Below are 17,787 nucleotides of genomic sequence, written 5' to 3' on the forward strand. Positions count from 1 at the left end.
TGCCCCAAACCCCGTCCCCCACAGCCCCACACCCCGCCCCCGGACGACGCGGAACGGCCCCGCCCTGCCGAAGCAGGAGCGGGGCCGTTCTCGAGAGTGCAGCGAATTACTTCGCGGCGACCACCTGGAGGGTGATCACGGCGGTGACGTCGTCACGCAGGCGAACGGTCGCCTCGTGCTCGCCGACCGACTTGATCGAGGAGGTGATCTGGATCTTGCGCTTGTCGAGCTCACCGAGACCGGCAGCCTTGACGGCGTCGGCGACGTCGGCGGGCTTGACCGAACCGAACAGGCGTCCCTCGTTGCCGGCCTTGACCGACAGCTTGACGGTGTTCGACTCGAGCGAGTTCTTCAGGGCCACGGCGTCTTCGTGCGCGTGGATCGCGCGGGACTCGCGAGCGGCGCGGATCGACGCGACCTGCTTCTCGCCACCGCGGCTCCAGGCCACGGCGAAGCCCTGCGGGATGAGGTAGTTGCGGGCGTACCCGTTCTTGACCTCGACAACATCACCGGCGCTACCGAGCCCGGTGACCTCATTCGTGAGAATCAGCTTTGCCATCGGGTGCTCCTTAGCGGCCGGCGCCGGCGTAGGGCAGGAGAGCCATCTCGCGCGCGTTCTTGATGGCGCGGGCGATCAGGCGCTGCTCCTGCACGGAGACACCGGTGATACGACGGGCGCGGATCTTGCCGCGCTCCGAGATGAACTTGCGGAGGGTTGCGACGTCCTTGTAATCGATGACGCCGACGCGGATCGCCTTCGCGGGGGCTGCGTTCTTCGCACCCTTCCGCGGCTTGCGGCGGTCGCCAGTGGCCTTGCCAGCCATGCTTCCTTCTTTCGTGTGGTTCGGATGCCGAGGCGGTCACGCGGACCGGGATGCGGCATCCGGAATTTCAGGGGGTCGTCGTGCTCGAGAGAGCGCGGCGAAGATCAGAACGGGGTGTCGTCGCCGTAGGAACCGGGAGTGCTCCACGCGTCAGCGCCGCTGTTGCCGCCGCCGTTGTTCGAACCGGGGGTCGACCACGGCTCGTCGTTCGACTGCTGCACCTGCGCGCGCTGGCCGCCTCCGCCACCCCCGCCGCCACCGGCGGCACGGGTGACCTGGGCGGTCGCGTAGCGGAGCGAGGGGCCGATCTCATCGACTTCGAGTTCGATGGAGGTGCGGTTGTTGCCCTCGCGGTCCTGGTAGGAACGCTGCTTCAGGCGACCGGTCGCGATGACACGGCTGCCCTTCGTCAGCGACCCGGCGACGTGCTCGGCGAATTCGCGCCACACCGAGGCGCGCAGGAAGAGCGCCTCGCCGTCCTTCCACTCGTTCGCCTGACGGTCGAACGTGCGGGGGGTCGACGCGATGGTGAAGTTCGCGACCGGGAGCCCGTTCTGCGTGTAGCGCAGCTCGGGGTCGGCCGTGAGGTTACCCACGACGGTGATGACGGTTTCGCCGGCCATCGTCGTTACTTCGCAGCCTTCTCGGCGGACTCGACCTTGCGGGGAGCGGCGGCCTTGCGGGCGGCCTTCTCCTCGGAGCGCTTGGCCTCGGCGGCGACCTGGGCGATCGCTTCTTCGGCGCGCAGGACCTTGGTACGCATGATCTGCTCGTTCAGCTTCAGCTGACGGTCGAGCTCGTTCGTGGCCTCGCTGGTCGCGACGAAGTTGACGACGGCGTAGATGCCCTCGTTCTTCTTGCGGATCTCGTAGGCGAGACGACGGCGGCCCCAGATGTCGATCTTGTCGATGGTTCCCCCATCGGCCGTGATGACCTTGAGGAATCCGTCGAGCTTCGGAGCGACCTGGCGCTCGTCGACCTCGGGATCGAAGATGACCATGAGTTCGTACTGGTGCGTCACTAACCCACCTCCTTCGGACTAGAACGGCTGACGGGCATTTCCCGGCAGCAGGAGGGTGTGTTGCACGTCACCGCGGGCTCACACGCGCATGGGCGTCGCCGGGCAACCTTCGTAGTCTAACGGATGCCGACTCACCCGGGGAATCGGAGACGGATAGCCTGGACCATCCGACGAGGGCAGGGGGCCGCATGACCGGAATCCGACCGTTCGACGCCCGCGCGCTGACGATGCCGGGCGACACGACTGCGGCACGCGCCTTCACGGCCCGGCTGCGCACGGAAGGGCGTCTGCCCGCGGCCAACACCGCCGTGGCGATCGTCGCGTACGTGTTCGCGTTCGCCCTCGTCGGTGGCGCCGGCCTCTTCCTCGTCGTCCTGCTGGCGATCTTCCGCGCCGCGATCGGCGACGGTGTCGTCGTCCTCGGCCTGGTCTTCGCCATCCCCCTCCTCCTCGGCCTGGGGGCGCTCGTGGCCGCGCTGTTCGCCGTCCGCCACGGTCGACGCGCGCAAGAAGATCGACGGTGGCGCATCGCCGGCTTCGCACGCGACGTCGGTATGGAGTACGTGGCGGCGCTCCCCGAGCCCGCCCTCCCGGGCGCGATCTTCCAGATCGGCGGCGACCGCACCGCGTCCGACCTGGTCCGTTCGTCTCACCCGCGCTTCGTCGAGGTGGGCAATCACTCGTACACCGTGAGCAACGGCAAGAACACCACGACCTCGCGGTGGGGATACATCGCGATCCGTCTCGACGTCCCCCTGCCGCACATCGTCCTCGACGCGATGGGCAACGGCGTCCGGCTCGGGCTGTGGGAGCGCGGTCAGCACCTCAGCCTCGAGGGAGATTTCGACCGGTACTTCCGCTTGTACTGCCCGACCGGCTACGAGCGCGACGCGCTCTATCTCTTCACTCCCGACGTCATGGCGCGCTTCATCGACAACGCCGCCGTGCTCGAGGTCGAGATCGTGGACGACTGGCTGTTCCTGTACTCCCCCACCGAGCTCTCCACGCTCGATCCGGCGCGATGGGCGTGGGTGTTCTCGGTGGTGGCGGCCCTGCTCGACAAGTTGGAGCAGTGGGGCCGGTGGCGCGACGACCGCATGGCGGCCGGGGCCGCGGGCCCACCGCTCGCCGCGCGGACGCCTCCCGCATCCACGGTGTGGGGTGCTCCCGACCCCGCCCCCGCGCCACCGACCCTCCCCGCCCCGCCCGTCGGGGTCGCACCCGTGGGCCGCCGGCTACGGCGACGCAGCCCCTGGGTGATCGTGCTGTCGATCGTCGGCGGAACCTTCGCGCTGGGACTGCTCCTCCTGCTCATCCCGTTGGTGTTCTTCCTCGCTCGCTGACCGTGCGGCCGACCACCGCCTCAGATGAGACGGCGATGAGAAAAACGCAAACCCCTTCCTTCCGCCCGACGGCGCTGGGTAGCGTCGGCGGAATGAGTCCACGAATGTCGTTCGATCCGGCGCTCATCTCCGAGACCGCCTCGAACCTCCGCTCCGCCGCGGATGGCATCCAGGCCCACCTCGCGCAGCTCGAGAGTGAGGCGTCACGTCTGCAGTCCGCGTGGAGCGGTGAGGCCATGGAGGCCTACCGCACGGCGCAGCAGAAGTGGACGGCAGGCTTGCGAGCCCTGAACGGGATCGTCGCCGACGCCTCCCGCGCGGGTCAGGCGTCGTCCGATCGGTACGCCGCTGCGCAGTCGACGGTCGAAGGGATCTGGTCGTGAGCACCGACGCCGCGGCATCCCCGGACGCCCTCTCGCTCTTCCGGGCCCAGCAGGAGCGCATCGCGGAGCTGACGCCGAAGTTCGAAGCCGCCGAAGAACGCGTGCGCGAGCTTCTCAGCCCTCTCGCCCCGCCCGCAGACGCACACGCGACGATCCGGATCGATGAGCGTGGTCTCGTCACGGCCGTCACCCTCGAGCGCGCCGAGGGGGCCACACCCGAGTCCGTGACGGCGGCCTTCTCCGATGCCGCCGTCGCTGCTCGACTGAGCGGCCCCCCTCTCCCCCTCGAGGCCGCCGACGCTCTGCTCACCCTGGCCGCCCGCGGCGAGACCGGACCGGTCGTCACGGTCGCCGACGACCTGCACCAGTTCCGCGTCATGGCCCAGTACGGCGCGATCCTCGGCGTCGACGGAACGCCGGCCTGGCTCACGCAGACCCCTGTCGATGTGATCGCCGACGAGGTCCTGCGGATCGGCCGTAAGGCCGCTCTCGCCTCGGACTCGTTCGACCGCTTCTCGGAAAGCGAAGGAGAATCCCGTGGTTGATGTCGATCCCGATGCCCTGCAGTCCGACGCCAATGACCACTGGCAGAAGTGGAGCCTCGAGCTGGCCGCGTGGCGGACCGACCTCGACGGCATGACGTACTCCCCCAGCGACTTCTCGCTGGCCCCGGGCTCGACCGAAGTGCTGTCGAAGTTCCGCACCTCGGTGCAGCTGCTCTCGGACTATCTGCACACCGGGGAGGAGATCTTCGAGGGCTTCGCCCGCGCGCTGCTCACCACCTCGATCGAGTACATGAAGGCCGAGGGCGACGCGCAGTCGGAGATCGACGCCGTCCAGAAGGAATTGGAGGGGCTGTGAGCTACGTCGACCTCACCCGTCAGGTCATCGCCGGACAACTCGACGATGCCGAGGCGAAAGTCCGCGGCGCCATCAGCTCCGCCCCGGCGAGCATCCGTCGTGCGGTGCAGAAATGGGTGGACGAGCAGGCGCACGGCCTCGGCGTCCTCGTTCCCGACGGCCTCGTCGACCAGGTCGCCGACATCATCATCTCCGTCGCCCTCGACGCCCTCGAGCAGTGCCTCGACACGATCGCCGTGCTCCGCGTGTGCAACGCGTACCTCGGCAGCCCCGACCGGCTGCGCAATATGGCGTCGACGATCGGCGACATCTCGGGCTCCGCCGAGAACCTGCAGATCAAGAAGGACCAGCTCGACGGCCTCATGAGCTGGGACGACGGCAAGGCCAGCAAGGTCTACGAGTACGGCATCGACGACCAGGTACGGGCGCTGGGGGTGCTCCCGGGCAAGCTCGGCGGTGTCGCCGGCGTGCTGCGCACCCAGGCCGACGACATCGAGAGCTTCTACCTCAACCTCGCCGGGCTCGTCGGGGGCACCGTCCTGGCCATCGGCGGTGTGGTCACCGCGATCCTGTCGCTGATCGGCGGGGCGCTCTCCTCCCCCACCGGAGTCGGCGCCGTCGTCGGGCTCATCGGCGCCGCGCTGTCCGCGGTCCTGGCGCTGGCCGGTGTCGGCATGGCCGGCATCTCGGCTCTTCAGCTCTTCCTGTCGGCGATGCAGGGGACGTCGAACAAGCTCGACGACCTCCTTTCGTCGATGCCCGCGTGGGACCCGCCCCGCTTCGCCATCGTCCAGTAGCCGCCCCGGGCCCGCGCGGGGGTCGGATGCCGCCCGTTAGGGTCTGACACGGGGGTGCGACATGACAGACGCCACGACGTTCGATCCGACGCCGCTGACCGCGCCGGTCGATCGCAAGGCAGCGCAGGCCTTCACGGCGCAGCTGCGTCGCGAGGGCCGGCTGAGTGGCACCGTGGTGCCATTCATCGTGTTCGCGATCGTCGGTGCGGCATTCCTCTTCATCGCCATCCCGGTCTTCGCCGCCGTCGCATCATCCCTCTTCGACCGGGGTAGCTCCGGGCCGCTGCCGCTGCTGGTCGTCGTCTTCATTCTCATCGTTGCCTCGTTCATCGTCGGCGCGATCGTGCGCGGTTTCGGGGGTGCTGCCGAACGGCGCTACCGACTCGATCGCTTCGCCCGCGCGAACGGGATGACGTGGCATCCGGGATTCGACGATCCCGAGCTGCCGGGCATGATCTTCGCCCTCGGTCACGACCGCGAATCCCGGGATCTGCTCCGATCCGGCGACCCTCGGTTCGTCGAGGTGGGCAACTACCGGTACGAGACGGGGTCGGGCAAGAGCAAGCAGACGCACCGGTGGGGTTACGTCGCGATACGCCTCGACACCCCGCTTCCCCACATCGTCCTGGATGCCGTGGGCAACAACGGGCTGTTCGGCGCGTCGAACCTGCCGGTCACCTTCGGCCGCGGCCAGAGGTTGAGCCTCGAGGGCGACTTCGACCGGCATTTCGCCCTCTACTGCCCCGAGGGGTACGAGCGCGACGCCCTGTATCTGTTCACGCCCGACGTCATGGCGCGGTTCATCGACAGTGCTGCCGCCCTCGACGTCGAGATCGTCGACAACTGGCTGTTCCTCTACTCCCGCCGCGACCTGTCGACCCTCGACCCCGCGACCTGGCGGTGGTTGCTGACCACGGTCGCGGCGATCGACGAGAAGTTCGCGCAGTGGGCGCGCTGGCGCGACGAACGCCTGGTCGCCGAAAAGCCGTCCACGTCGCACGCGGTCGGCGCCGCGGCATCCGGGGCCCCGGCGCAGGCGCTGCCCCTTCTCACGCCGCCCCCCACCGGGGTCGCGCGGCAGGGCCGACGCCTGCGCCGCGGGTTCTCCTGGGTCACCGGGGTGTTCGTCGTGATCGGCGTCGGCTGGTGGTTGCTGACGATGTTCGCCGACGTGTTCATCCGGTGAGACGGGCGGCTGCGCGCCCCATCAGGCGCCGGTGAGGCCCGCTTCGTCGCGCCTCCGCACGGGTGTACGGCGCCGCTGAGGCGCGCGGCGGAGCTCCCGGTCCCGCCGGAGCCCGCGCCCGACGCGCGGACGCGGAAGGACGCGCCTCAGGCCCCCCGCGTGGTTCGCCAAAGCTCGCGGCGCGCCTCCTGCTCGACCGGGTCGGGCACGGGCAGCGACGCCAACAGCCGCTTCGTGTAGTCGTCGCGCGGCCGGGTGAGCACCTGCACCGTCGTGCCCTGCTCGCGGATGACGCCCTGGCGCAGCACGATCACGCGATCGGCCACCTCGTCGACGACGGCGAGGTCGTGACTGATGAACAGGCACGCGAAGCCGAACTCGGCCTGCAGCTGCGCGAACAGCTCCAGCACGCGCGCCTGCACCGACACGTCGAGCGCGGAGGTCGGCTCGTCGGCGATGAGCAGCTTCGGATCCAGCGCGAGGGCGCGAGCCAGCGACGCGCGCTGACGCTGACCGCCCGACAGCTCGTGCGGGTAGCGGTCGCCGAACGCCCGCGGCAGCTGTACCGCGTCGAGCAACTCGTCCACGCGCTGTCGCGCGGCCCGGGCGCCGCCGGCGCGCTTGTGCACGACGAGCGGTTCGGCGATGCACTCCGCGATCGTGAGCAGCGGGTTGAAGCTCGTCGCCGGGTCCTGGAAGACGAACCCGATGTCGGGGCGCGTCTTGGCCAGGTGCCGGGGTTTGGCCCCTCGCATCTCGGTGCCGAGCACCTTGAGCGACCCGCCGACCACCGACGTCAGCCCCACCATCGCGCGACCGATCGTGGTCTTGCCCGAACCGGACTCCCCCACGAGGCCCAGCACTTCGCCGGGGCCGATCCAGAAGTCCACGCCCTTCACGGCGACCACACCGGCGGAACCGAAGCGTCCGGGGTAACCGATCTCGACCTTCTCGGCCACGACGAGGCTGCCCTCCGGCGGCGCGGTGGGGGCGGGCGTCTCCAGCGACTGCCGGGAGCTCTTCCCCCGGCCCACGTGCGGCACCGCGGCGAGCAGATCGCGGGTGTATTCCTGCTGCGGGCCGGCGAACAGGTCGCGGACCGGAGCCTGCTCGACGATGTCGCCGCGGTACATCACGATCACGCGGTCCGCGAGGTCGGCGACCACGCCCATGTTGTGCGTGATGAGCACGATCGTCGCCCCGAACTCGTCGCGGCACGTGCGCAGCAGGTCGAGGATCTCGGCCTGAACGGTGACGTCGAGTGCGGTGGTGGGCTCGTCGGCGATGATCAGCCCGGCATCCAGGACCAGGGCCATCGCGATCACGACGCGCTGCTTCTGGCCGCCCGAGAACTGGTGCGGATAGTCGTCGACGCGCTTCTCGGGATCGGGGATGCCGACACGGCGCAGGATGTCGACCGCCTTGGCCTTCGCCTCGGCGTTCGACAGCTTCTCGTGCGCCCGCAGTCCCTCGGCGATCTGCCATCCGACGGTGTACACCGGGTTCAACGCGGTGGAGGGCTCCTGGAACACCATCGCCGCGTCGCGCCCGCGCATCTCGCGCAGCTGCGCCCCGGTGGCGTGGACGATGTCGGTCTCTCCGCCGTCGCGACCGCGCACGATCACGGCGCCCGACAGCGTCGCGGTCTCGGGAAGCAGACCGAGCAGCGTGTTCGCGGTCACGGTCTTGCCCGAGCCCGATTCGCCGACGATCGCGAGCACCTCGCCGGCGCGCGCCTCGAGCGAGATGCAGTTGATGGCGGCGACGGGGGCGCCGTCGGTGGCGAAGGTGACGCGCAGGTCGTCGATGCGGGCGACGGATGCCGCGGTGCCGGTCATGAGGGGCTCCCGTCGGTGGTCGAGGCCGGGGTTCCGGCGGGGGCGGTGGTCGACGCGTCGGCCGGAGCCGCGGACGGGTCGAGGGCCGTGACCGGTGCGGGTGCCCGCCCCGCGCGGCGACGCGTACGCAGGCGCGGGTCGCTGAGGTCGTTCAGGCTCTCGCCGACGAGGGTGATGCCGAGCACGGCGAGCACGATCGCGATGCCCGGCGGAATGGCCGTCCACCAGATGCCGCTCGTGACGTCGCTGACCGAGCGGTTGAGGTCGTAGCCCCACTCGGCGGCGGCGGTGGCCTCGATGCCGAAGCCGAGGAAGCCCAGTCCCGCGAGCGTCAGCAGGGCCTCCGAGGCGTTGAGTGTGACGACGACCGGCAGCGAGCGCGTCGAGTTGCGGAGCACGTGGCGCAGGAGGATGCGCGCGGTCGGCACCCCGATGACGCGGGCCGACTCGACGAACGGCTCCGCCTTGACCCGCACCACCTCGGCACGGATGACGCGGAAGTACTGCGGCACGAACACCACGGTGATCGAGATGGCGGTGGCGAGGATGCCACCCCACAGCGTCGACTGGCCCTTCGTGATCGCGATCGACATCACGATGGCGAGCAGCAGCGACGGGAAGGCGTAGATCGCGTCGCACAGCACCACGAGGATGCGGTCGAGCCAGCCACCGAAGTAGCCGCCGACCAGGCCGAGGAAGATGCCGAGGAAGATCGAGAACGCGATCGCGCACACGATCACCAGCAGCGCCGTCTGCGCGCCCCAGATCACGCGCGAGAGCACGTCGTAGCCGCCGACGGTCGTGCCGAGGAGGTTCATGGCATCCGGCGCCTGCTGCGTGCCGAACTTGACCCCGTCCGCCTCCTGCTGCGCGAAACCGTAGGGGGCGAGGAGGGGGGCGAGGACCGCGATGATCACGAACACCGTCGTGATGACCAGGCCCAGCACGAGCATCGTGCGCTGGAGCCCGACGCTGCGACGCAGATGCGAGATGACGGGCAGGCGGTCGCGCAGCGGGACCTTCCGCTCCGACAGGGCCGTGGAGGTCGTGGCATCCGTCATGTCAGTACCTCACTCGCGGGTCGATGATCGCCGCGATGACGTCGACGAGGAAGTTCGTGAAGGCCACCAGCACGGCGATCATGACGACGATGCCCTGCACGGCCACGAAGTCGCGGGCCTTGAGGTACTCGCTCAGCATGAAGCCCAGGCCCTTCCACTCGAAGGTCGTCTCGGTCAGGACGGCGCCCGAGAGCAGCAGGGCGATCTGCAGACCGATGACCGTGATGATCGGGATGAGCGCCGGACGGTACGCGTGCTTGGTGACGAGGCGGTACTCCCCCACGCCGCGGGAACGCGCCGACGTGACGTACTGCGATCCCAACGTGCCGATGACGTTGGTGCGCACCAGCCGCAGGAAGATGCCCGCGGTCAGGATGCCGAGGGCCACACCGGGAAGGATCGCGTGGGTCAGGACGTCGCCCACCGCCGCACCGTCGCCGAGACGGATCGCGTCCAGCAGATAGATGCCGCTCGGGGCATCCAGAGTCGACAGCTTCAATTCGGTGCGGGTGCTGGCACGGCCGGCGACCGGCAGCACGCTCAGCCACACCGCGAAGACGAGCTTGAGCAGAAGACCGACGAAGAAGATGGGGGTCGCGTAGCCGAGGATCGCGCCGATGCGCAGCGTGGCATCCTGCCAGCGGTCGCGGCGGTACGCGGCGATGAGCCCGAACGGGATGCCGATCAGCAGCGCCACGACGAGCGCGTAGATGGCCAGCTCGAGGGTGGCCGAGCCGTACTGCAGCAGGATGCCGATGACCGGACGGTTGTCGGTGATCGTGGTGCCGAAATCGCCCCGCAGCACGCCCCAGATGTACTCGAAGTACTGCTGGTAGAGGGGGCGGTCGTAGCCGGCGGCGGCAATGCGTTCCGCGAGCTGCTCGGGAGGGAGGCGCCCGCCGAGAGCGGCCGTGATCGGGTCGCCGGTGACCCGCATGAGCAGGAACACGACGGTCACGAGGATGAAGACCGTGGGGATGATCAGGACGAGTCGGACGAGGATGTAGCGCCAGAGTCCGCCGCCTTTGGGGGCGGCGGGCGCGGCGATGACGGGGGCGTCGACGGCGGTGGCCATGAGGACCTAACTGGGGGACGGAAAGCGGCGGGCACCCGGTCCGCCGAGGGACCGGGCACCCGCCGATCGATTACTTGTGCAGCGGGGCGTAGCGGAACTTGAAGGAACCGTCGAGGACGGCGCCCTCCACGCTGGAGCCCACGACCGCGACCTGCTTGCCCTGGAGCAGCGGCAGCGTCGAGAGGTCGGCGGCCACCTTGTCCTGGATCTCGCCGAGCTGCTGCTCGCGCGTGGTCTTGTCGGTCTGCGTCGCCTCCTCGACGAGGAGCTTCTGGACCTCGGCGTTGTCGTAGTGGTTGCCGAGGAAGTTGTCCGCCGAGAAGAACGGGGTCAGGTAGTTGTCGGCATCCGAGTAGTCCGGGAACCAGCCGAGCTGGTACGCGGGGTACACGTCGGCCGTGCGGTCCTTGGAGTACTGCACCCACTCGGTCTGCGCGAGGTTGACGGTGAACAGACCGTCCTCCTCGAGCTGCGCCTTCACCGCGGCGTACTCGTCGCCCGACGAGGGGCCGTAGTGGTCGCCGTTGTACTGCAGGTTCAGCGTGACGGGCGTCGAGACCCCGGCGGCCTCGAGCGTGGCCTTCGCCTTCGCCGCGTCGGGCATGCCGCTGCCGTCGCCGTACAGACCCTTCAGGGCCTCGTTGGCGCCCGCGACACCCTGCGGCACGTACGAGTACAGCGGCGAGTAGGTGTCTTTGTAGACGTCGGTCGCGATGGCCTGACGGTCGATGAGGTCGGCCGCCGCCTGACGCACGGCCAGGGACTTGGCCGCATCAGCCTCGGGCGTGGTGGCGCCGAAGGGCATCGTGTCGAAGTTGAAGACGATGTAGCGGATCTCTCCACCGGGGCCGTCGACGATCTTGACCGCGTCGTTCGACGACAGGTCGGCGATGTCCGTCGCGCTCAGGCTGCGGAACGCGACGTCGATCGCTCCGGACTGCACGTCGAGCTTGAGGTTGGAGGCGTCGGCGTAGTACTTCGCCGAGATGCCGCCGTTCTCGGGCTTCGGCAGCGAGCCCTGGTAGTCGGCGTACGGCGCGTACGAGATGAGCTCGTTCTGCTTGTACGACTCGATCGTGTACTGCCCCGCGAAGGGCTTGGCCTCGACGATGGTGTCGTCGGGGGTGACCGCATCGGCCGAGAAGACCTCTTCGTCGACGATGGGCGCTGCCGGACTCGACAGGATCTGCGGCCAGATCTGGTCGTTGCCGTTCTTCAGGGTGAAGACGACGGTGGTGTCGTCGGGCGTCTCGACGCTCTCGAGGTTGCCGAGCAACGAGGACGGGCCGTTGGGGTCGGCGATCGTCACCTGACGGTCGAACGAGAACTTCACGTCCGACGAGGTGAGGTCGTGGCCGTTCGCGAACTTCAGGCCCGACTTCAGCTTCACGGTGTACTCGGTCGGCGAGGTGAACTCCGCCGACTCGGCGATGTCGGGCGTGACGTCCGAGGTGCCGTACTGGCTGTTGAGCAGGAAGGGGTAGACCTGGTTCATCACGGCGAACGAGCCGTTGTCGTACGAGCCGGCCGGGTCGATCGAGCTGATCTTGTCGGTCGTGCCGACCACGAGCGGATCGCCCGAGCCGCTGTCGGAGCCGTTGTCTCCCCCGCCGGCGGAGCAGCCGGCCAGGACGATTGCCGAGGCGCCGAGAGCGCCGAGGGCGAGACCGAGACGGCCTCGACCGCTGGTGTGCAGTGTCATTGCGTTACCTCTGCTGTGAAGTGTCGATCGCGACAAATGCCGCCATCCTTCGGACATCTTTGTCCTCGGCGGGCTGGTCACCAATTGCTCCGAGGTTTTTTTACATTACCGAAACCCACGGGAGAATTCGGATTTCTTCTTGCGCGATCTCCCGGACCCCCGAATATCTCCGCGCGGGAGCGCTCCCGACACGGCCGCCGCCGCTCAGTGCGCCGACCAGCCCCCGTCCATCACGTAGCTCGTCCCGGTGACCATCGCGGCATCCGGTCCCGCGAGCCAGAGGGCGAGGGAGGCGACCTCGGCCGGCTCGACGAGCCGTTTGACCGCGGCGTCCTTCAGCAGCACCGTCTCGAGCACCTCGGACTCCGGGATGCCGTGCGACCGCGCCTGGTCTGCCAACTGCTTCTCCACGAGCGGCGAACGCACGTATCCGGGGTCGATGCACACGCTCGTCACGCCGCGGGCACCGCCCTCCAGTGCGGTCGTCTTGGACAGCCCCTCGAGGCCGTGCTTGGCGGCCACGTACGCCGATTTATATGCCGAAGCGCGTATACCGTGGACGCTCGACACGTTGAGCACTCGTCCGTATCCGCGCTCGTACATGGCGGGGAGCGCCGCGCGGATCAGCAGGAACGGCGCCTCCAGCATGAGTCGCAGCATGAAGGAGAACTTCTCCGGAGCGAAGTCCTCGATGGGACTGACGTGCTGGATGCCGGCATTGTTCACGAGGATGTCGACGTCGAGCTCCAGATCGGCCAACGCCGCCGTGTCCGACAGGTCGACCCCCCAGGCGCGGCCGCCGATCTCGTCGGCGAGGGCCTTCGCCCCCTCGACGTGGAGATCGGCGACCGTCACCTCGGCGCCTGCTTCAGCGAACGCCCGCGCGATCGCCGCCCCGATGCCGCCGGCACCACCGGTGACGAGGGCGCGGCGTCCGCTGAGGTCGATGGTCATGGTGCTCACTTCCCCCGCGCGGCGTCGGCGGCGTCGATGTCGCGCAGCGAGATGCCGCGCGTCTCCTTCAGCGACAGTACGGCGATCGAGGTCAGCACGCAGGCCGCGACGATGTACAGCGCGATGGGCAGCCACGAACCGAAGTCGCGCAGCCACTGCGTCGCGAGGATCGGCGCGAGCGAACCGGCCAGGATGGCCGTCACCTGGGCCCCGAGCGAGACACCCGAGTAGCGCATGCGCGTCGGGAACAGCTCGGCCATGACCGCCGGCTGCGGCGCGTACATGCCGGCGTGGAAGACCAAGCCCAGCGCCACCGCGGCGACGATGACTACGGGGTTCAGCGTGTCGAACATCGGGAAGGCGAAGAACGCCCAGGTCGCGCTGAGGATCGCGCCGGTGAGGTACACGGGCTTGCGCCCGATGCGGTCGGCGAGACGCCCGATCGGGGGGATCACGGCGAAATGGATGACGTGCGCGATCAGGAGCGCGAGCAACAGCTGGCTCGTGTCGTAGGAGTGCACGACCTTCAGATACACGATCGAGAAGCTGACGACGATGTAGTAGACGATGTTCTCCGCGAAGCGCACGCCCATGGCCTGGACGACGCCTTTCGGGTAGCGGCGCAGCACCTCGACGACGCCGAACGAGGTGGCCTTCTCCTGCTGCACCTGCTTCTTGGCCTCGAGGAAGATCGGGGCCTCCTCGACGTGGGTGCGGATGTAGAAGCCGACCAGCACGATCACCGCCGACAGCCAGAACGCGACGCGCCAGCCCCAGTCGAGGAACGCGGCGGGGGAGAGGATGAACGACATCACCAGCAGCACGGTGGTCGCGAGGAGGTTTCCGACCGGGACGGCCGCCTGCGGCCAGCTCGCCCAGAACGCACGGGAGCGGTTCGGGCTCTGCTCCGCGACCAGCAGGACGGCACCGCCCCACTCGCCGCCGACCGCGAAGCCCTGGATGAACCGCAGGGCCACGAGCATGGCGGGCGCCCAGTAGCCCACTGAGGCGAAGCCGGGCAGGCAGCCCATCAGGAAGGTCGCCGCGCCGACGATGATGATCGTCGCCTGAAGGGTGGGCTTGCGTCCGAAGCGGTCACCGATCTGTCCGAAGACGATGCCCCCCAAGGGGCGGGCGACGAACCCGACGGCGTAAGTGACGAAGGCGGCGATGATCCCGTCGAGCGGGGAGCCCGACGACGGGAAGAAGAACGTGCCGAACACCAGGCTCGCAGCCGTGGCGTAGAGGAAGAACTCGTACCACTCGACGACCGTGCCGGCCATCGACGCGGCGACGACCCTCTTGATCTTTCCGGTGGAGGTTTCGGAGGAGGCGCTGCGCTGCGCCGTGGCGGGGGGTTCCATGCTGGCTCCTTCGGTGTCGACGGTGACATCCGTCGTCGAGTCTGCGGCGACCCGTGCGTTGCGGCAATGCCCAGTCCTGCGGAGTGTGTGTGCACAATTGCACACATGGATGCCACGACCGTCCGCGCCGACGACCTCCTTACGCTCCTCGCGGTCGCGCGTACCGGGCGCTACACGGCCGCGGCACAGCTTCGTGGCGTCGACCACACGACAGTCGCGCGGCGGATCTCGGCGCTCGAAGACGCCCTCGGCGGCCGGGTCGTCTCGGCATCCGGCCGCGGGTGGGCGCTGACGCCCCTCGGTCATCACGCGGTCGAGACGGCGGGCCGCATCGAGGCGGCGATGTCGCACCTCGCCGGCGGGGGAGTCGAACCCGACCCCGTGTCCGGCGTCGTGAGGATGTCGGCCACCGACGGCTTCAGCGCCTACATCGCGGCTCCCGCGGTCGCGGCTCTGCGGGAACGGCATCCCGAGCTCTCGGTCGAGATCGTCACGGCGCAGCGACGGGCAGCCCTGCACCCCGGGCTCGACGTCGAAGTGGTGGTGGGGGAGCCGCAGTCGTCGCGGGGGCACGCCGTCGAGCTCGGGCGCTACACGCTCGGTCTGTACGCGTCCTCTGCTTACCTCGCCCGGGCCGGTCGACCCGCGCGCATGGAAGACCTCGAGCAGCATCGGCTCGTGTACTTCGTCGACGCGATGCTGCAGGTCGAAGCCCTCGATCTGCCGCGCCGCGTCGTGCCGCACATGCGCGACGGCCTGAGCTCGACCAACGTGCTCGTGCAGGTCGAGGCGACGCGCGCGGGCGCCGGGATCGGGCTGCTGCCGTGCTTCACGGCCGACCGGCACGACGATCTCGAGCGGTTGCTCCCCGAGGAGGTGAGCGAGAGCCTGCCGTACTGGATGATCGTGCGCGCCGACTCCCTGCGGATCCCCGCCGTCGTGGCCCTGGCCGACGCGCTGCGCGAGCAGACGGCGCGGGCAGCGGCGATGCTCGCCGGCCGAGGGTGACGCCCGGTCAGGACGAGATGGACGGCGTTCCCACCTCGCGGAGCTCCGCAGCGGCCTCCGCTCCCGTCCGCAGTCCCAGCCGCGGCGCGACCTCCGTCGCGAGCAACTCGATCGAGCGGAGGATGATCGCGGGCGCCGGGTCGACGGAGTGCACTTGGAACGCCACATCGGTCGCGAACGCGAGGGTCCGGTCCGCGGAGAGAGAGGTCACGACCTGATCGACCGTCCCCAGGTGCGTATCGGTCAGGCGTGCGAGGTCACGGAGGTCTCCCTTCGCATTCCTCTTGAGGAATGTACGCGTCAAGCGCCGAACACCGTGATCGGCTGCGCTCCACGCCTCATCGAGGTGGTCGGCATCCACCACCACCGCTGTTCGCGAGGCGAGGATGCGCGGCGGCACACCGCCGGGCAGAGCGGCGAGATACGCCTCGACGATCGGGACCTGCACCTCGTGGAGCGTCTGTCGGTCGTCACGCGGTTGCGTGCGGGACAGCAGCAGACCGTCGCCCGCGAGTCCCGCACGGCGGCCTCCCTCGACGGAGAACGTCGCCTGCCAGAGCCGCACGCCGAGATGCGGTGCGGCGGGGTTCAGGAGCAGCTCCGTCCCGCGGATGCCGCGCCCGGCGAACGCATCCCGCAGCACCGCCACGTGAGCGGCCTGTATTTCGCGTCGGTCGTCGGAGAAACGCTCGAACGCGGCGAATGATGACGGGGTTCCGCCCGTACCGATGCCGAGCTGGACGCGACCCCCGCTCAGGGCATCGACGACGGCGGCGTCCTCCGCCACCCGCACCGGATCGTCGAGGGGCAGGGTGACGATACCGGTGCCGAGGGCGATGCGCTCGGTCTGCACCGCAGCCGCCGCGAGGAAGGGGAACGGGGACGGCAGCCCGCCCTCATCCCGGTCGAAGTGGTGCTGCGCGACCCACGCGGAGGCGAACCCGTGCTCTTCAGCGGCGCGCACCTGCGCGAGCCCGGTGCGATACCGCTCGCCGTCGGTACCGGCATCCAGCAGCCGCGTGAAGAAACCGAGCCGTGCACTCGTCATCCCGTCGTCCTCTCCCACTCATTCCCGGTGCGGAATGTCGTCGACGTCCAGGCTAGGACGAGTGCCGGGGGAGCAGGCGGGTGGGCGACGACTCCCACGCCCTTCTCAGCGCGCGGCGACCTCGATCGGGTCGCCGGTGCGGGCGAGATCTGCCTCGAGCTCCCGCACGATCGGGATGACCGTCTCACCGAAGCGCTCGAGCTCTTCCTGGAAGTGCAAGAAGCCGAGGAGGAACAGGTCGACTCCGCGCTTCTTGTAGGCGATGATGCGCTCCGCGATCTGTTCGGCGTCGCCGAAGAGCTGCGTACGGAAGCCGTCGTTGTACTGCACCAGATCTTCGAACGACGAGTCCGCCCACATGCCCTTCTTGTCCGTCGTCGCGTTCCCCGCCTCCTGGACGCTGCGGCGGAAGCCCTCGACGGCCCCTCCATCGGCGTGCGCGATGATCTCGCGCAGCTGCGCCTCGGCCTCGGCCCGGCTGTCGCGCTGGATGACGAAGCCGTTCAGCCCGAACCGCGTGCGACGACCGTGCTCCGCGGCGACACGGGTGACGTCGTCGTACTGCTCGGTGAAGCCGTCGAAGTCCTTACCGTTCGAGAAGTACCAGTCCGAGAACGCCCCGCCGTTGAAGCGGGCAGCTGTCGAGTTGCCGCCCTGGAAGATCTCGGGATGCGGACGCCCCGGCACCTCGTACGGGAACGGACGCAGCGTGAAGTCGGTGATGTCGTAGTACTTCCCGTGGAACGAGAAGGTCTCCTGCGTCCACAGCCCCCGCAGCACCTGGATGAACTCGGCCGCGCGCTCGTACCGCTCGTCGTGCTCGAGCCACTCGAGCCCCAGATCGGTGTATTCGTCTTTGAACCAGCCGCTGACGACGTTGACCGCCGCGCGTCCGTGCGAGAACTGATCGGCCGTGTTGATGAACTTCGCCAACACCGCCGGATGCCAGATCCCGGGGTGTATCGCCGAGATCACCTTCAGCTTCTCGGTGGCCAGCAGCAGGGCGAGGCTGATCGAGGTCGACTCGTGCTGCTGTGCCGCCCCGTAGCTCGAGGCGTAGCGCACCTGGCTCAGGGCGTACTCGAAGCCGACGCGCTCCGCCGTCTGCGCCAGTTCGACGTTGTAGTCGTAGCCCCAGTCGGTGCGCTGCTCGACCGAGCTGATGACCAGCCCGCCGCTGACGTTGGGCACCCAGTAGGCGAACTTCAGCGGCTCGTGGGTGGGAGTGGGATCGGTCACGGGGTCCTCCTCGCGAATCGGAACCCGGCTACCGTCGCACCGCCGTCGACATCGGGCAACGGTGTGTGACGGACCGTTTCCTC

The 17,787-nt window shown here is 69.0% G+C and carries 19 protein-coding genes; 7 read left to right on the forward strand and 12 right to left on the reverse strand.

Annotated features, from left to right (window positions below; translation table 11 throughout):
• Positions 1-106: 106 nt before the first annotated feature.
• From rplI to rpsF, 4 genes are all read right to left on the reverse strand, one after another.
• Entirely contained in the window at positions 107-559 is a 453-nt protein-coding gene (gene rplI, locus AB0N80_RS02170; protein ID WP_295839745.1) for a 50S ribosomal protein L9, read from the reverse strand.
• 10 nt (positions 560-569) lie between these two features.
• The gene (rpsR, locus tag AB0N80_RS02175; RefSeq protein ID WP_013584646.1) at positions 570-824 is read right to left on the reverse strand and encodes a 30S ribosomal protein S18; all 255 of its coding nucleotides are present in this window, start codon (positions 822-824) and stop codon (positions 570-572) included.
• A 104-nt stretch (positions 825-928) separates the two neighbouring features.
• Positions 929-1,447 (reverse strand): single-stranded DNA-binding protein, encoded by a 519-nt coding sequence (locus AB0N80_RS02180; protein ID WP_076673071.1) that lies wholly within the window; start codon positions 1,445-1,447, stop codon positions 929-931.
• Positions 1,448-1,452: 5 nt separating this feature from the next.
• The gene (gene rpsF / locus AB0N80_RS02185) at positions 1,453-1,845 is read right to left on the reverse strand and encodes a 30S ribosomal protein S6 (protein WP_058622540.1); all 393 of its coding nucleotides are present in this window, start codon (positions 1,843-1,845) and stop codon (positions 1,453-1,455) included.
• A gap of 188 nt (positions 1,846-2,033) precedes the next feature.
• Between rpsF and AB0N80_RS02190 the strand changes: the two genes are divergently transcribed.
• The 6 genes from AB0N80_RS02190 (at position 2,034) to AB0N80_RS02215 (ending at position 6,415) form a co-directional block, all read left to right on the forward strand.
• On the forward strand, positions 2,034-3,188 hold the full coding sequence (locus AB0N80_RS02190; protein WP_363577308.1) for a hypothetical protein: 1,155 nt from the start codon (positions 2,034-2,036) through the stop codon (positions 3,186-3,188).
• A gap of 92 nt (positions 3,189-3,280) precedes the next feature.
• Positions 3,281-3,571 carry a WXG100 family type VII secretion target gene (locus AB0N80_RS02195; RefSeq protein ID WP_315994166.1) on the forward strand — a complete coding sequence of 97 codons (291 nt, stop codon included), beginning with the start codon at positions 3,281-3,283 and terminating at the stop codon, positions 3,569-3,571.
• A complete protein-coding gene (locus tag AB0N80_RS02200; RefSeq protein WP_315994165.1) occupies positions 3,568-4,116 on the forward strand; it encodes a hypothetical protein in 549 nt (182 codons plus the stop codon). Before AB0N80_RS02195 ends, AB0N80_RS02200 begins: the two co-directional genes overlap by 4 nt.
• Entirely contained in the window at positions 4,109-4,432 is a 324-nt protein-coding gene (locus AB0N80_RS02205) for a hypothetical protein (RefSeq protein ID WP_315994164.1), read from the forward strand. The genes AB0N80_RS02200 and AB0N80_RS02205 overlap by 8 nt, the downstream gene beginning before the upstream one ends.
• A complete protein-coding gene (locus tag AB0N80_RS02210; RefSeq protein ID WP_315994163.1) occupies positions 4,429-5,229 on the forward strand; it encodes a hypothetical protein in 801 nt (266 codons plus the stop codon). The genes AB0N80_RS02205 and AB0N80_RS02210 overlap by 4 nt, the downstream gene beginning before the upstream one ends.
• Before the next feature lie 61 nt (positions 5,230-5,290).
• Positions 5,291-6,415, forward strand: a complete 1,125-nt coding sequence (locus tag AB0N80_RS02215; protein WP_363577310.1) for a hypothetical protein — start codon at positions 5,291-5,293, stop codon at positions 6,413-6,415.
• Positions 6,416-6,561: 146 nt separating this feature from the next.
• Here the strand turns inward: AB0N80_RS02215 and AB0N80_RS02220 are convergent, their stop codons facing one another.
• The 6 genes from AB0N80_RS02220 to AB0N80_RS02245 form a co-directional block, all read right to left on the reverse strand.
• Positions 6,562-8,253, reverse strand: a complete 1,692-nt coding sequence (locus AB0N80_RS02220) for an ABC transporter ATP-binding protein (RefSeq protein ID WP_363577312.1) — start codon at positions 8,251-8,253, stop codon at positions 6,562-6,564.
• The gene (locus AB0N80_RS02225; RefSeq protein ID WP_363577314.1) at positions 8,250-9,314 is read right to left on the reverse strand and encodes an ABC transporter permease; all 1,065 of its coding nucleotides are present in this window, start codon (positions 9,312-9,314) and stop codon (positions 8,250-8,252) included. Before AB0N80_RS02225 ends, AB0N80_RS02220 begins: the two co-directional genes overlap by 4 nt.
• 1 nt (position 9,315) lies before the next feature.
• On the reverse strand, positions 9,316-10,389 hold the full coding sequence (locus AB0N80_RS02230) for an ABC transporter permease (protein ID WP_315994159.1): 1,074 nt from the start codon (positions 10,387-10,389) through the stop codon (positions 9,316-9,318).
• 70 nt (positions 10,390-10,459) lie between these two features.
• Positions 10,460-12,091, reverse strand: a complete 1,632-nt coding sequence (locus tag AB0N80_RS02235) for an ABC transporter substrate-binding protein (protein WP_363577315.1) — start codon at positions 12,089-12,091, stop codon at positions 10,460-10,462.
• Positions 12,092-12,295: 204 nt separating this feature from the next.
• Positions 12,296-13,045 carry a 3-hydroxybutyrate dehydrogenase gene (locus AB0N80_RS02240; RefSeq protein WP_315994157.1) on the reverse strand — a complete coding sequence of 250 codons (750 nt, stop codon included), beginning with the start codon at positions 13,043-13,045 and terminating at the stop codon, positions 12,296-12,298.
• Positions 13,046-13,050: 5 nt separating this feature from the next.
• Positions 13,051-14,409 (reverse strand): MFS transporter, encoded by a 1,359-nt coding sequence (locus AB0N80_RS02245; protein ID WP_363577318.1) that lies wholly within the window; start codon positions 14,407-14,409, stop codon positions 13,051-13,053.
• A 105-nt stretch (positions 14,410-14,514) separates the two neighbouring features.
• Here AB0N80_RS02245 and AB0N80_RS02250 point away from each other — a divergent pair, with 105 nt between their 5' ends.
• Positions 14,515-15,417 carry a LysR family transcriptional regulator gene (locus AB0N80_RS02250; RefSeq protein ID WP_363577320.1) on the forward strand — a complete coding sequence of 301 codons (903 nt, stop codon included), beginning with the start codon at positions 14,515-14,517 and terminating at the stop codon, positions 15,415-15,417.
• 7 nt (positions 15,418-15,424) lie between these two features.
• On the opposite strand, the gene AB0N80_RS02255 is transcribed toward AB0N80_RS02250, so the two are convergent.
• Positions 15,425-16,465: a putative FMN-dependent luciferase-like monooxygenase gene (locus AB0N80_RS02255; protein ID WP_363577322.1), complete on the reverse strand. Its 1,041-nt coding sequence runs from the start codon at positions 16,463-16,465 to the stop codon at positions 15,425-15,427.
• Positions 16,466-16,570: 105 nt separating this feature from the next.
• Positions 16,571-17,704 carry a dimethylsulfone monooxygenase SfnG gene (gene sfnG, locus AB0N80_RS02260; RefSeq protein WP_363577324.1) on the reverse strand — a complete coding sequence of 378 codons (1,134 nt, stop codon included), beginning with the start codon at positions 17,702-17,704 and terminating at the stop codon, positions 16,571-16,573.
• Between the last annotated feature and the right edge of the window lie 83 nt (positions 17,705-17,787).

This window comes from Microbacterium sp. NPDC089188, from assembly GCF_040685155.1.
GTDB lineage: Bacteria > Actinomycetota > Actinomycetes > Actinomycetales > Microbacteriaceae > Microbacterium > Microbacterium galbum.

Coding starts and splice junctions, on each gene's coding strand:
- AB0N80_RS02255 (WP_363577322.1), bottom strand. CDS start 16,465: ATGACGAGTGCACGGCTCGGTTTCTTCACGCGGCTGCTGGATGCCGGT.
- AB0N80_RS02250 (WP_363577320.1), top strand. CDS start 14,515: ATGGATGCCACGACCGTCCGCGCCGACGACCTCCTTACGCTCCTCGCG.
- AB0N80_RS02230 (WP_315994159.1), bottom strand. CDS start 10,389: ATGGCCACCGCCGTCGACGCCCCCGTCATCGCCGCGCCCGCCGCCCCC.
- rpsR (WP_013584646.1), bottom strand. CDS start 824: ATGGCTGGCAAGGCCACTGGCGACCGCCGCAAGCCGCGGAAGGGTGCG.
- AB0N80_RS02190 (WP_363577308.1), top strand. CDS start 2,034: ATGACCGGAATCCGACCGTTCGACGCCCGCGCGCTGACGATGCCGGGC.
- AB0N80_RS02225 (WP_363577314.1), bottom strand. CDS start 9,314: ATGACGGATGCCACGACCTCCACGGCCCTGTCGGAGCGGAAGGTCCCG.
- AB0N80_RS02180 (WP_076673071.1), bottom strand. CDS start 1,447: ATGGCCGGCGAAACCGTCATCACCGTCGTGGGTAACCTCACGGCCGAC.
- AB0N80_RS02215 (WP_363577310.1), top strand. CDS start 5,291: ATGACAGACGCCACGACGTTCGATCCGACGCCGCTGACCGCGCCGGTC.
- AB0N80_RS02240 (WP_315994157.1), bottom strand. CDS start 13,045: ATGACCATCGACCTCAGCGGACGCCGCGCCCTCGTCACCGGTGGTGCC.
- AB0N80_RS02235 (WP_363577315.1), bottom strand. CDS start 12,091: ATGACACTGCACACCAGCGGTCGAGGCCGTCTCGGTCTCGCCCTCGGC.
- AB0N80_RS02220 (WP_363577312.1), bottom strand. CDS start 8,253: ATGACCGGCACCGCGGCATCCGTCGCCCGCATCGACGACCTGCGCGTC.
- AB0N80_RS02195 (WP_315994166.1), top strand. CDS start 3,281: ATGAGTCCACGAATGTCGTTCGATCCGGCGCTCATCTCCGAGACCGCC.
- rplI (WP_295839745.1), bottom strand. CDS start 559: ATGGCAAAGCTGATTCTCACGAATGAGGTCACCGGGCTCGGTAGCGCC.
- AB0N80_RS02245 (WP_363577318.1), bottom strand. CDS start 14,409: ATGGAACCCCCCGCCACGGCGCAGCGCAGCGCCTCCTCCGAAACCTCC.